Annotated in this window: 15 protein-coding genes and 1 pseudogene; 6 read left to right on the forward strand and 10 right to left on the reverse strand. The window is 70.4% G+C overall.

Annotation, left to right across the window (positions count from 1 at the left end; genetic code table 11):
* The first annotated feature begins 61 nt into the window (after positions 1-61).
* Positions 62-1,906 (forward strand): ABC transporter transmembrane domain-containing protein, encoded by a 1,845-nt coding sequence (locus tag BM228_RS15460; RefSeq protein ID WP_092042056.1) that lies wholly within the window; start codon positions 62-64, stop codon positions 1,904-1,906.
* A 95-nt stretch (positions 1,907-2,001) separates the two neighbouring features.
* Positions 2,002-3,033 (forward strand): D-cysteine desulfhydrase family protein, encoded by a 1,032-nt coding sequence (locus BM228_RS15465; RefSeq protein WP_092042058.1) that lies wholly within the window; start codon positions 2,002-2,004, stop codon positions 3,031-3,033.
* A gap of 16 nt (positions 3,034-3,049) precedes the next feature.
* Here the strand turns inward: BM228_RS15465 and BM228_RS15470 are convergent, their stop codons facing one another.
* From BM228_RS15470 to BM228_RS15485, 4 genes are all read right to left on the reverse strand, one after another.
* A complete protein-coding gene (locus BM228_RS15470; RefSeq protein WP_092042059.1) occupies positions 3,050-3,739 on the reverse strand; it encodes a hypothetical protein in 690 nt (229 codons plus the stop codon).
* A gap of 227 nt (positions 3,740-3,966) precedes the next feature.
* Positions 3,967-4,980, reverse strand: a complete 1,014-nt coding sequence (locus tag BM228_RS15475) for a peptidoglycan -binding protein (protein ID WP_092042061.1) — start codon at positions 4,978-4,980, stop codon at positions 3,967-3,969.
* Positions 4,980-5,957 carry a MotA/TolQ/ExbB proton channel family protein gene (locus tag BM228_RS15480; protein ID WP_092042063.1) on the reverse strand — a complete coding sequence of 326 codons (978 nt, stop codon included), beginning with the start codon at positions 5,955-5,957 and terminating at the stop codon, positions 4,980-4,982. The genes BM228_RS15475 and BM228_RS15480 overlap by 1 nt, the downstream gene beginning before the upstream one ends.
* A 314-nt stretch (positions 5,958-6,271) precedes the next feature.
* The gene (locus BM228_RS15485) at positions 6,272-6,946 is read right to left on the reverse strand and encodes an RluA family pseudouridine synthase (RefSeq protein ID WP_092042064.1); all 675 of its coding nucleotides are present in this window, start codon (positions 6,944-6,946) and stop codon (positions 6,272-6,274) included.
* A 57-nt stretch (positions 6,947-7,003) separates the two neighbouring features.
* Between BM228_RS15485 and ftsY the strand changes: the two genes are divergently transcribed.
* A complete protein-coding gene (ftsY, locus tag BM228_RS15490; RefSeq protein WP_092042066.1) occupies positions 7,004-8,359 on the forward strand; it encodes a signal recognition particle-docking protein FtsY in 1,356 nt (451 codons plus the stop codon).
* Positions 8,360-8,407: 48 nt separating this feature from the next.
* On the opposite strand, the gene BM228_RS15495 is transcribed toward ftsY, so the two are convergent.
* Positions 8,408-8,806: a type II toxin-antitoxin system VapC family toxin gene (locus tag BM228_RS15495; RefSeq protein WP_092042068.1), complete on the reverse strand. Its 399-nt coding sequence runs from the start codon at positions 8,804-8,806 to the stop codon at positions 8,408-8,410.
* Positions 8,803-9,063, reverse strand: a complete 261-nt coding sequence (locus BM228_RS15500; RefSeq protein WP_092042070.1) for a type II toxin-antitoxin system VapB family antitoxin — start codon at positions 9,061-9,063, stop codon at positions 8,803-8,805. Before BM228_RS15500 ends, BM228_RS15495 begins: the two co-directional genes overlap by 4 nt.
* Positions 9,064-9,150: 87 nt before the next feature.
* On the opposite strand from BM228_RS15500, the gene BM228_RS15505 reads away from it, so the two are divergent.
* Positions 9,151-9,765: a septation protein A gene (locus BM228_RS15505; protein ID WP_092042071.1), complete on the forward strand. Its 615-nt coding sequence runs from the start codon at positions 9,151-9,153 to the stop codon at positions 9,763-9,765.
* Positions 9,766-9,768: 3 nt separating this feature from the next.
* Here BM228_RS15505 and BM228_RS15510 read toward each other — a convergent pair whose 3' ends face one another.
* The 4 genes from BM228_RS15510 to BM228_RS35375 all read right to left on the reverse strand — a co-directional run bounded on the left by BM228_RS15510 (position 9,769) and on the right by BM228_RS35375 (position 11,851).
* Positions 9,769-10,371 carry a DsbE family thiol:disulfide interchange protein gene (locus BM228_RS15510; RefSeq protein ID WP_092042073.1) on the reverse strand — a complete coding sequence of 201 codons (603 nt, stop codon included), beginning with the start codon at positions 10,369-10,371 and terminating at the stop codon, positions 9,769-9,771.
* Positions 10,371-10,514, reverse strand: coding sequence for a heme exporter protein CcmD (ccmD, locus tag BM228_RS15515; RefSeq protein ID WP_092042075.1), 144 nt, complete (start codon positions 10,512-10,514; stop codon positions 10,371-10,373). Before ccmD ends, BM228_RS15510 begins: the two co-directional genes overlap by 1 nt.
* A gap of 10 nt (positions 10,515-10,524) precedes the next feature.
* Entirely contained in the window at positions 10,525-11,322 is a 798-nt protein-coding gene (locus tag BM228_RS15520) for a heme ABC transporter permease (protein WP_092042076.1), read from the reverse strand.
* Between the two features lie 91 nt (positions 11,323-11,413).
* On the reverse strand, positions 11,414-11,851 hold the full coding sequence (locus BM228_RS35375) for a helix-turn-helix domain-containing protein (RefSeq protein WP_244537157.1): 438 nt from the start codon (positions 11,849-11,851) through the stop codon (positions 11,414-11,416).
* 45 nt (positions 11,852-11,896) lie between these two features.
* Here BM228_RS35375 and BM228_RS35380 point away from each other — a divergent pair.
* Positions 11,897-12,196 (forward strand): annotated as a pseudogene (locus BM228_RS35380) (oxidoreductase); the annotation flags it as partial.
* 326 nt (positions 12,197-12,522) lie between these two features.
* Positions 12,523-12,756: helix-turn-helix domain-containing protein (locus BM228_RS15535; RefSeq protein ID WP_208612041.1), on the forward strand; the 234-nt coding region annotated here is incomplete at its 3' end.

The raw sequence follows: 12,756 nt of genomic DNA on the forward strand, positions 1-12,756 counted from the left end.
CCGCAGCCTCCCGCCGGGAACAAGCGCCGTGGACCGGGTGGGAAGAGACGCGTGAGGCGTGATGGCCCGTAAGACGAAAGCGGCCGCGGACGGCCGGCCCAAGGCGCCCCTGAGCGCGCTGCGGCCCCTGCTGCCCTTCGCCCTGCGCTATCGCGGGCGGATCGCCGCCGGGTTTCTGGCTCTCCTCTGCGCCTCGGCCTCGACCCTGGTGGTGCCGATCGCCATGCGGCGGGTGATCGACCACGGCTTCACCGCCGACGGCGCGAACGTCATCGACGCCTATTTCCTGGCGCTCCTCGGCGTGGTGGCGGCCTTCGCCCTGTCGAGCGCGGCCCGGGTCTATACGGTCGTCACCCTCGGCGAGCGGGTGGTGGCGGATCTGCGCAGCGCCGTCTTCGCCCGCCTGACCATCCTCGACCCCGCCTTCTTCGACCGCTCGCAATCCGGCGAGATCGTCTCCCGGCTCACCGCCGACGCGACCCAGATCAAGTCGGCCTTCGGCGTCTCGATCTCGATCCTGCTGCGCAACCTGTTCCTGTTCCTGGGCGCGACCGCCATGATGGTGATCACCAGCCCGCGCCTCTCGGTGATGGTGCTGGCCGCGATCCCCGTCATCGTCTTCCCGCTGATCGTCTCCGGCCGCGGCGTGCGCCGTCGCTCCCGGGCCGCGCAGGACCGGCTGGCCGACGCCTCCGCCTACGCCGCCGAAGCGGTCGGGGCCGTGCGGACCATGCAGGCCTTCGGGCGCTCGGGCACCACGGCCGCAAAATTCGCCGCCGCTTCCGAGGAGGCCTATGGCGCCGCCCGGGATTCGATCCGGGCCCGGGCCCTGCTCACCGGCGTCGCGATCTTCCTGATCTCCGCCTCCGTGGTCGGGGTGATGTGGTACGGCGCCCAGGGCGTCCTCAACCACACGATGACCGGCGGCGAGCTCTCGCAATTCGTGCTCTACGCGGTCTTCGGCGCCGGCGCGCTCGGCCAGCTCTCCGAGGTCTACGGCGACCTCGCCATGTCGGCCGGCGCCGCCGAGCGGCTCACCGAGATCCTGGCGGCCGAGCCGGCGATCCGCACGCCCTCCCCGGCCCTGCCCCTGCCCGAGCCGGCACGGGGCGCCGTGAACTTCGAATCCGTGCGCTTCGCTTATCCGACCCGGCCCGGCCACGCTGCTCTCGACGGGCTGACCTTCGCGGCGGCCCCCGGCGAGCGCATCGCCATCGTCGGGCCCTCCGGGGCCGGCAAATCGACGGTGCTGCAGCTGCTCCTGCGCTTCTACGATCCGCAGGGCGGCCGCGTGCTGGTGGACGGCACCGACATCGCGCAGGTCGATCCGGAATCCTTACGCGCCCGCATCGCCCTGGTGCCGCAGGACCCGGTGGTGTTCTCCGGGACCGTCTCCGAGAACATCCGCTACGGCCGTCCCGAGGCCGTCGAGGCCGATGTCCGTCGCGCCGCCGAGCTCGCCAATGCGGACAGCTTCATCTCCGCCCTGCCGCAGGGCTACGACACGCAGGTCGGCGAGCGCGGCGTGACCCTCTCCGGCGGCCAGCGCCAGCGCATCGCCATCGCCCGGGCGATCCTCAAGGATTCGCCGATCCTGCTCCTCGACGAGGCGACCTCGGCCCTCGACGCGGAATCCGAGCGCGCCGTCCAGGCCGCCCTCGATACGCTGATGCGCGGGCGCACCACCCTGGTCATCGCCCACCGCCTCGCCACGATCCGAGCGGCCGACCGCATCCTGGTCCTCGACGACGGCCGCATCGTCGAGACCGGCACCCACGAGAGCCTGCTCGCCCAGGGCGCGCTCTACGCCCAGCTCGCCAGCCTGCAATTCACCGACGCCCTGGACGAGACCGCCCGCGGCAAGGGACTTCGGACACGCGGCGAACGCATCCCCGCCGCCGAGTAGTTTTGGGACTTGGCTGCGCAGGGTTCGGGGACGGAAGGCGTCTATCCGTCTGCTGGAGTCGGGACAGGAGCGAGCGCGCGGTGTAAAAACCGGCGATGACCCGTCTCGACCTCGCCCGCTTCCCGCGCCTGCCGTTCCTCGCGCAGCCGACCCCGATCGAACCCCTGGACGGGCTGATGCGCCATCTCGGCGCGGCCCTGAACGGGGTGCGGATCTTCGTGAAGCGCGACGACGTCGCCGGGATCGGGCTCGGCGGCAACAAGCTGCGCAAGCTCGAATACCTGCTCGGCGCCGCCAAGGCCGAGGGCGCCGACACGGCAATCACCGTCGGCGCCATCCAGTCGAACCACGCCCGGCTCACCGCCGCGGCCTCGGCGCAGGCGGGGCTCGCCTGCGAGCTGTTCCTCACCCGCAGCGTGCCGCGCCAGGACCCGGACTACACGGGGAACGGCAACCGCCTGCTCGACGACGTGTTCGGCGCCACCGTCCACGAGCTGCCAGGCGAGGCCGACTCGCTCGCGGCCGCGGAGGCCCGGGCAGCCGAGCTGAAGGCGGAGGGCCGCCACGCCTACGTCTTCCCGTCCGGCGGATCGAGCCCGACCGGCTGCCTCGGCTACGCCAACGCCGCTTCCGAGATCCTCGCCCAGGCGGAGGCGATGGGCCTCACCTTCGCGCAGATCATCACCGCTAACGGCAGCGCCGGAACCCATGCGGGCCTCGTCGCCGGCCTCGCCGCGATGGGCCTCGACCCGGTCCTGGCGAAATCCTTCGCGGTGCTCGCCGAGGAGAACCGCGCCCGGGCCGAGGTGCTGGAGAAGGCCAACGCCACCCTGGCCCTGATCGGCGCCGAGCGGCGGGTCTCGCCCGACGACATCAACCTCGACGGGCGCCATCGCGGCCCGGGCTACGGCATCCCCACGGAGGGCATGCTGGAGGCGGTCCGGCTCGTGGCGCGGACCGAAGGCAAGCTGCTCGACCCGGTCTACAGCGGCAAGGCCTTCGCGGGCCTGCTGCACGACGTGCGCGCCGGGCTCTACCCGTCGGGCTCGTCGGTGCTGTTCCTAATGACCGGCGGCACGCCGGGGGTGTTTGCCTACAAGGACACGCTGGCTGGCCGGGGAGCCTGAACCGGCTCCCACCGCCTCAGGCGGCGCGGACGGTGCGGCTCAGTCGGCGGCTTGCCCCTTGCCGATCCGACACGGCCGCGATCGGGGCCGACGCCGCGCCGACGTCCTGAGTCGGTTCCGCGATGCTGCCGCTGGCAGCCAGATCCTGATCGGGTGCCGGCGCGATCCGGCCTGCCTGAGAGGCGATCGCCGCCTGTTCGGCCAGCGCCTTCACCCGGGCAGCAGCGCCCAGGAAGCCGTCACCGGCCGCAGCGCCTGCAGCCGCGGCCAGGGTGGCTCTGAGCGCCATCGCGCTCGTCTGCGCGGCCATGGCTGCGATCGAGCCGGGCGCGTCCGTCGCCGGGAGCTCACCCACGCCCCTGCGGCTCAACCCATCCCGGAAGACCTGCACCGCCGCCGCGATCGCATCGGCCTCGTCGCGCTGCGCGATGAGGTTCACCGCAGCCTCGGGATCATCCAGGCTGAAGCTTTGCGCGGGGACGGTCCTGACGCCCTGGCGCGCGGTGAACCGGGACCGCGCGAGAACCCATCCACCGCCGCTCACCGCGACAACCAGAGCGACGAGTCCGCTGAGGGCAAAGGGCTCGAGCATCGCTGGTGCCCCCGTTGACGGAACGCCCCAGCTCGGCCCCGCAGCCAGCAGCCCGCCGAGCACCGCGAAGACGGCGACGAGACCCGCGCACCTGGAAAGGGCAAGCTTGGACATCCGTGACCCCATCCCCACTTGCGAGGCACGATGGGTCGAAATGGCTAATTCCCAGTTAAACAGCGTCGATCCGGGTCAAATGTGATCGACTTTTGTATTCATCTCGAAATCACATCAATAATTGCCTTACCCGCGCGGATTAAATATCCGAACGATGACGACGCATAGAGATCCACACTCAAAAACGTCACCGGCGATTCGACACTCGGAACGCAGGGCCCCGCCCTCTATCGCTCCGTGAGCTTCATCTCGATCCGCCGGTTCTTGGCATAGGCGTCCTCAGTGGAGCCGGCATCCAGGGGCTGGAACTCGCCGAAGGCACCGGCCAGGAGGTGCTGGGGCGCAATGCCCTTACCGGCGAGGTACTGCACCACTGCGATGGCCCGGGCGGCCGAGAGCGCCCAGTTCGACGGGAATTGCGCGGTGCTGATCGGCCGCGCATCGGTGTGGCCGTCGACCCGCAGGACCCAGGGCAGATCCGCCGGGATCTGCTTGGCGAGGTCGGCGATGGCCCCGGCGATCCGGTCGAGCTCGGGACCGGCCTCGGGCTTCAGGGTCGCCGAGCCGCCGGGGAACAGCACCTCGGATTGCAGCACGAAGCGATCGCCGACCACCCGGATGTCCGGGCGGTTGCCGAGGATCTGGCGCAGGCGCCCGAAGAAGTCCGAGCGGTAGCGAGCCAGCTCCTGAACCTTCTGGGCCAGGGCGACGTTTAGCCGGCTGCCGAGCTCGGCGATGCGCACCTGCGATTCCCGGTCGCGGGTCTCCGAGGCGGCGAGCGCATCCTCGAGCGCCGCGAGCTGGCGGCGCATGGCGCTGATCTGCTCGTTCAGCAGATCGACTTGAGACAAAGCGCGCTTGGTCGCGCCGCGCTCGGCCTCGAGCTGCTTGTCGAGGGCGCCCGCAGCGCCCTGGCTGACGGTCGCGGCCTCGGCCTGGGACTTGGCCTGATCGCGTTCGGCCTCGACGCCGGCCAGGGTGGTGCGGAGGCTGCGGACCTCGTCCTCCTGGTTGCGGCGGTTCGAGCGCTCCAGGGCCAGCAGGTCGGTGAGGTCGGCGATCTGGCGGTTGAGCTTGACCAGCGTGGCGTCCCGCCCGGTCAATTCCTGCGACAGGAAGAACTGCCCGACCACGAACACGGTGAGCAGAAACACCACCGCGAGCAGCAGCGTCGCCAGGGCATCGACATAGCCCGGCCAGACATTGAGGGAGCGCCGGGACCGGGCCGCCGTCGAGGCCACTACACCCGCTCCCGGCCCAGCCGGTCGAGCACCTGCTTCAGCTCACGCTCGCGGCTCGCCTGGGCCTCGACCCAATCGCGGATCATCTGCTGCTCCGCGCGCATGTGCTGGACGAGACCCTGGATACCCTCGGCGAGGTTGGTCATGGCGAGCGTCGCGGCCCGGCCGCCCCCGCCCTCGGAGACGATGGCGGTGAGCCGCTCGATCGCCTCCTTGAGGTCCTGTGAACCGGCGGCCGGCCGGACCGCGCCCGACGCCGCGGTCTCGGCCACAGCCTGGCCGGAGAGCAGCCAATCCTGCAATTCGTTGTGGAAACGGGCGTGGGCCTGGCCGGCCTGCAATTCCAGGAAGCCGGTGATCAGCGACGAGGCGAGGCCGAACAGCGAGGCCGAGAAGGCCAGGCCGATGCCGGAGAGCGGCACGGCCAGGCCGGATTTCAGCTCGTCGAACATCACCCCGGCATCGCCGCCGCCGCGCATGCCCTTGATGACGCCGCCGACCGCCGAGAGCGTATCGATCAGGCCCCAGAACGTGCCGAGCAGGCCGAGCAGGATCAGGATCCCCGCGATGTAGCGCAGGATCTCCCGGTCCTCATCGAGGCGCGCTGCGATCGTGTCCAGATAGCCGGACGTACCTGGCAGGAGCGCCCCGGTTTTGCGGGCGGCAATCATCGGCGCCATCGGCGCCAACAGGGCCGGCGGCTTCTTAGCCTGGCCGCCGCTCGCCACCGCGTTGACGTAGCCGACCTCGCGGTAGAGCCGGAACACCTGCCCGAAGGCGATCAGCACCGCGATCAGCAGCACCCCGAGGATCAGCCCGTTGAGCCCCGGATTGGCCAGGAAGGCCGGGGTGATCTGCCTGAACAGGATGAAGGCCAGAAAGCCCACCAGGATCAGGAAGATCACCATCCGCCCAAGATAAATCCCGGGCCGTGCCAGCGGTTGTCTGTTCGTCTCGCCGTTATCGCGGGCGGCCATCGGTCGCTCTAACCTGATCTCACTGTGGAACCGCCGGCAGGCGGGGTCCGTCTCGGCCACTGTGGGGGCAGCCCCGCACGCGATCAAGTCTCGCCACGGACACGCTTGTGTGGCGTTCGCGAGGTTCGGACCGTATCACGGACATGACTGGTCACATCGCGCGCGCTCTCGCGCAGCACATGCGGACCATAGGACGTAGCGCCTGTTCGACCGCCCGGTCGCGGTGTCATGCCGCTCGATACGGTTTCGGATTGAAGCGCGCGTCCAGCGCCACCCTTGCCGTGCAGCCCGTCAGCCAAAAACCGTATGCCGGCCTAGCCGCCCATCCCGGCCACCGCATCCGCGATATGCGGCGGCGGCGGCGCCTCGACGGTGATCGCGTCGCGCTTCGGGTAGAGCGGGATCGTCAGCGTCCGCGCGTGCAGATGCAGGCTGCCGCCCCGGGGGCCGCTGCCGTAGATCGAGTCTCCCAAAATCGGCCAGCCGGAGGCGGCGCAATGGACCCGAAGCTGGTGCGTGCGGCCGGTAATCGGCTTCAGCTCCAGCCAGGTCCGGCCGTCGGCCCGGCCGAGGACGCGCCAATGGGTCAGGGCCGGGTCGCCCGCCGGGTCGGCCTTCATCCACCACGAGCGCGGATCGTCGGAGCGGCGGGCCAGCGGCAGGTTGATCTGGCCGGCTTCCGCGTTAGGGCCGCCCTCGACCAACGCCCAGTAGGTCTTGTCCACGGCACTGCCGGAAAACAGTTTTCCCAGCCGGGCCAGTGCCTTGGCGTGGCGGCCGAGCGCGAGGCAGCCGGAGGTGTCGCGGTCGAGCCGGTGCGCGGCCTCGGGGCGGCGCGGCAAGCCGAAGCGGAGGCCGTCGAGATGGTCGGTCAGGGTCTCGCCGCCGCGCGGGCCGGGATGGACCGGCAGGCCCGGCGGCTTGTCGATGACGAGCAGCAGGGCATCGCGGTAGAGGAGGCGGGCACCTATGTCGAAGGTGAGTGACATCCGGCCGGGCTAGTGGCTCAAGGCCGGGTGGGCAAGGTGGGGCGAGGACGCGATTTCATGGCGAGCGAGGACAAGCCCGGCTGGTTTGGGCGCCTGTTCGGGCGCAAGGGCCAGGGTACGGGCGAAGGCACGGACGAGGACAAGGCGGAGACGGAGCTGCCCGCGGAGGCGCCGGCCTCGCCCTCCGAGGGCCAGCCCGACTACGCCACCGGGGCGGAGGACGTCGCCCATATCCCGCTGCCGCCCGAGGAGTCCGAGCCCCCCGTCGCCGACGTAGCCGAGGGCGCGGACCTTCAGCCGATCGCGGGCGAGGCCGAGCGGCCCCCGGCCGGCACGGCCGGGGACGACCCCGCGCACGGCGCCGACCCGGTCGATACCGGCGACGTGAACCGGGAGCCGGTGATCGCGCCGATGCCCGATATCCAGCCGGTGGATACCGCCGCCGCGCTCGCCCACGATGCCGGCGCCGGTCCGGACCGGGAGCCCGAGGCCAAGGGCTGGTGGACCCGGCTTACCTCCGGAATGAAGCGGACCTCGTCGGCGCTGACCGACCGGGTGACCGGCCTGTTCACCAAGCGCAAGCTCGACGCCAACACCCTGGAGGATCTGGAAGACGCCCTGATCCAGGCCGATTTCGGCCTGGAGACCGCGACGCGGATCTCGGACGCCGTCGGCAAGGGCCGCTACGAGAAGGGCATCTCGCCGGACGAGGTCCGGGCGATCCTGGCCACAGAGGTCGAGCGGGCGCTGGAGCCCGTGGCCGTGCCGCTCGCCATCGACGCGACGAAAAAGCCGTTCGTGATCCTCACCGTCGGCGTCAACGGCGCCGGCAAGACGACGACCTTGGGCAAGCTCGCCTCGAAGCTGCGCGCCGAGGGCCGGACCGTGATGCTGGCGGCCGGCGACACGTTCCGGGCGGCGGCGGTGGAGCAGCTCAAGGTCTGGGGCGCGCGCACCGGCACCCCGGTGGTGAGCGGCGGAGAGGGGGCCGACGCGGCCGGCCTCGCCTTCGACGCGCTCAAGCAGGCGAGCGCCGCCGGGACCGACGTGCTGCTGATCGACACCGCCGGACGGCTCCAGAACAAGGCCGGGCTGATGGCCGAGCTGGAGAAGATCGTCCGCGTGCTGCGCAAGCAGGACCCGGAGGCGCCGCACGCCACGATCCTCGTCCTCGACGCCACCGTCGGCCAGAACGCGATCTCGCAGGTGGAGCTGTTTTCCCAGGCGGCGCCGGTTTCGGGGCTGGTGATGACCAAGCTCGACGGCACGGCCCGCGGCGGCATCCTGGTGGCGCTGGCGGCCAAGTTCGGCCTGCCGGTGCACTTCATCGGCGTCGGTGAGGGCGTGGAGGATCTGGAGCCGTTCGCGGCCCGGGATTTTGCTCGGGCGATCGCCGGGCTGGAGAAGGATTAAAGCCTCGTCCCGAAAGGTGGTTGCCGGCTTTCGGAGAAAGACGATGATTCAGGTTCCGGCGCGCAGCACGTCGGTCCGGGCGAAGTCGTCGCCCTTGAACAGGAGGGGCGCGTTCAGCGACCGGGCCAGCGCGTAGGCGAAGCAATCGCCGAAGTTCAACCCGGCCGGGTGCCGGCCCTTGCCGAAGCGAGCGAAGGCGTCGGCTGCGATCTGCGCGAGGGCGTGGTCGACGGGAACGACGGCGACCATTTCGCGGAGGAGCCAATCGTCGAGGTCGGCACGACCCGTCGTCTTCTTGCTGCTCACCATGGCGCATTCGAGATAGGTCGCGGCAGCCATCACGCGCTTCGGATAAAGCCGAATCGCTTGACTGTGGATCGCCGCGTCCGGCTCGCCGAGCAGGATCGCTATGAAGATCGACGTGTCGATGACCGCCGTAGCGCTCATACCGGCAGGCCGTTCTCGTCGTAGGCGAGGATCTCCTCGATAGGCCGCGGATCGACCTCTGCTGCGGCTTTCCAACGCTCATGCAGCAACCGCCCCGACGCGATGGCGGCGGCGCGGTCGTGCTCCCGATCCTCCTCCACTCGCGCCCGCTCCCGCCGGAGCAGCTCCAGCAACAAATCCGGCGCGGCGCGGTGGGTCGTTGCCGTGAGGTCGGCAAGCAGCGCCTCGACCTCGGCGTTGTCGATCGTGATGGACATCGTGAGCCCCCCGTTCCACACAGCCCCGAAATCGCCAGCCCGGCCTCCAGCCTAACGCGAGGGCCGCATCCGAGCCAACTGACGCGCATGCAGATCGAATCCGTTCCTCCCCGCCGCCACCTGCCGCCGCTCGTGAAGCTGGCGCTGGAACTCGGGCCGCTGGTCATCTTCTTCCTGGGCAACGCCTATTCGGAAAAACTCGGCGTCGCGCCCGACCAGAAGCTGTTCGTGGCCACCGGCGTGTTCATCGCGGCGACCGTGGTGGCGCTGGCGATCCACTACGCGCTGGTGCGGCGCCTGCCGATCATGCCGCTCGTCTCCGGCGTGGTCGTGGTGGTGTTCGGCGGCCTGACGCTGGCGCTGCAGGACAAGACCTTCATCATGGTCAAGCCGACCATCGTGAACGCGCTGTTCGGCACCGTGCTACTCGGCGGCCTCGCCTTCGGGCGCTCGCTGCTGTCGGTGGTGCTCGATTCGATGTTCAGCCTCACCGAGGAGGGCTGGCGCAAGCTCACCTTCCGCTGGGGTCTTTTTTTCTTCGTTCTGGCAGCCTTGAACGAGGTGGTGTGGCGGACCCAGACCGAGGACTTTTGGGTGAACTTCAAGGTGTTCGGCATCATGCCGCTCACCGTGCTGTTCGCCCTGGCCCAGACGCCGCTGCTCACCCGCTACGAGCGCAAGGAGCCGCAGCCGGGCGAGTGAAGGTCAGCGCGCCGCGACCTTCCCGGCCGCCCGGATCCGCGTGAGCACGCTCGCATAATTGTCCGGCGTGAGGATGCCGACGAGCTTGTCGCGGATCACCCCATCCGGCCCGACCACGAAGGTCTCGGGCACGCCGTAGACGCCGAAATCGATCGCCGCGCGCCCGTCGGCATCGGCCCCGACGGCGCTGAACGGCACGCCGTGCCGGGCCAGGAAGCGCTGGCCGGCGGCCGGGTTCGGCTCCTTGTAGTCGATGCCGACCAGCCGGATGCCGGGCTCCCGGGCGAGCCGCATCAGCATCGGGTGCTCGACCTGGCAGGGCGCGCACCACGAGGCGAACACGTTGATCACCGTGATTTGGCCCTTCAGGTCGGCGCTGGACAGGCCGGGCACCGGGGCGTCCCCGACCTTGAGCCCCGGCACCGCCGGCAGGCTGAAGCTCGGCACCGGCTTGCCGATCATCGCGGAGGGCAGCGCCGCCGGGTCGGCGCCCGAGCGCAGGCGCAGGAACAGCACCGCGGCCAGCGCGGCAAACGCCAGCACCGGCACGATCAGCAGCAGCGAGCGGCGGACGGGGGGCGGCCGGTCCGTGATGTCGTCGCCCATCACCGCCGCTCCTCCCCGAAACCCTTGAGGGCGCGCCGCTGCGCCCGCCGGTCGCGGATGGCGTTGCCGATCAGGCCGGCCATGACCAGGGCCGTAAAGGCGTAGGCGGCGACGATGAAGCCGCCGTGAGAGCCGAGATCCATCGGAAAAATCCTAGACCGGCTGCCCGACCGGCATCCCGGCGGGCTTCGGCGTGAGGCGCGGCTGGGTCCGGTCGAGGCGCTCGGCCTCGCGGATCGTCAGCGTCCGCACCCGGCGGCGCATGATCTCGGTGCGCATCGCGTAGAGGTGGAGCGTGGTGCCGCCGAGGGTGGCCGCGCCGATCATGATCAGCAGCGGGTAGAGCATCGACGGGTCGATGGTCGAGCCGCCCATGCGCAGGATCGAGGCCGGCTGGTGCAGGGTCGACCACCAGTTCACCGAGAACTTGATGATCGGCAGGTTCACCGCGCCGACGAGGGTCAGGATCGCCACGGCCCGGGCGGCCCGGTTCGGCTCCTCGAGGGTGCGCCACAGGGCGATGATGCCGCAATAGATCAGCAGCAGGATCAGCATCGAGGTCAGGCGCGCGTCCCAGACCCAGTAGGTCCCCCACATCGGTTTGCCCCAGAGCGAGCCGGTGACGAGGCAGATCAGCGTGAAGGCCGCCCCGATCGGCGCGGCGGCGCGCTGGGCGACGTCGGCCAGGGGATGGCGCCAGACCAGGGTGCCGATCGCCGACAGGCTCATGGCGCCGTAGAAGAACACCCCGAGCCAGGCCGCCGGGACGTGGATGTACATGATCCGCACGGTCTCGCCCTGCTGGTAGTCGGGCGGCACGACGAAGAAGGTCAGGTACAGCCCCAGGCCGACGAGGCCCACGGACAGGGCGGCGAGCCACGGCACCAGGGCGCCGGACCAGCGCATGAAGTGGCTGGGATTCGACAGGCGGGTCCAGAGGGAAGGCGTCATCGCGGCTCGGTCTCGGACAGCGTCCCGGCGGTCCGGTCTCGGTCGCGTCATCGCGTCCGAAAAGCCGTCCTCCACCTTTTCTGGACGAGCTTTAGCGCAGGGTGCGGTGCAGCAACAATGCGGCCATTCTCCGCCGATACTGCATCGGCGTGCACCGCATCCGCCGGCGAAAGGCGGTGCGGAACGCAGTCTCGGACTCGTAGCCGACGGCATAGGCGATGTCGGCGACGCCCTCATTTGAGCGCCGTAGACGGTCGGCGGCGAGCTGCATCCGCCAGCCGGCGAGATAGGCCAGCGGCGGCTGCCCGACCACCGCCCGGAACCGGTCCGCGAACGTCGTCCGGGACATGCCCGCGCGCCCGGCCAGCTCCGCCAGGCTCCAGCGCCGGGCGGGCTCGGCATGCAGGGCCCCGAGCGCCCGCGTCAGCCGCGGATCGGCGAGCGCTCCGAGCCAGCCCGCCGGCCGCTCGGAGGCGAGCCAGAGCCGCAGCACCTGCAGCAGCATGATCTGCGCGAGATGGTAGGCCATCAGGGCGCCGCCCGGCGCGCCCTGGCGCAGCTCGACGGCCAGCTGGTCCAGCGCCACCTGACCCGGGCCGAGATGATCGCGCAGGGCTGGCTCGACGCGCAGGGCGCCCCGGTGGATCCGACCTTCAAGACGCCGGCTGAGGGCGCCGCCACCCAGGTCTGGGCGGCGACCGCCCAGCTCCTCGACGGCCTCGGCGGCCTCTATTGCGAGGATTGCGATGTGGCCGTGCGGGCGGAGACGGCGGAGGAGCCGTTCGTCGGCGTCAAGGCGTATGCGGTGGATCCCGGAGAGGCCGAGCGGTTGTGGGCTCTGTCCGTCGCGCTGACGGGGACCGAGTTTGTTTGAGATACCGGTTGTCCCGTTTGGTGATCCCGTCCTGTGACCCGAACCACATTCACGCGGCTGAGCGATGATGGGGACCTCGCTCGGCGCATCGCGCCCTGGCACACCGATACCGAACGCCACAGCCCATAGAAGTGGCGAAGGCAGGTCGCGAAGCCCTCGATCCGGCGTCACCAAATTCCAGGGCATGGACGACGCGCCCAATGACGCCCTCGAGCGTTTGCGTGCCAGTCGTCCACTAGAGCAGTCACCGACCGGGTTGAATCGTCTGGGGTTTCCGCCACGACGGGGTTGTGATTCGATGCGCGGCTTTCCGAGGAGGAGAGCCGATGGCGTCTGCCCTATCTGTCGATCTGCGCGAGCGGGTCGTGGCTGCGATCGAGGCGGGCGCGTCACGCCGGGAAGCGGCACGACGTTTCGAGATCAGCCCGGCCAGCGCCGTGCGCTGGCACGGGGCCTTCGTGCAGGAGGGGCGGACGCAGGCCAAGCCGATGGGTGGCGATCAACGCTCGCACACTATCGAGGCGCAGGCCGACCTGATCCGGCAGACCTACGAAGAGCAG

It is taken from the genome of Methylobacterium pseudosasicola, from assembly GCF_900114535.1.
In the GTDB taxonomy this organism is placed as follows: Bacteria; Pseudomonadota; Alphaproteobacteria; order Rhizobiales; family Beijerinckiaceae; genus Methylobacterium; species Methylobacterium pseudosasicola.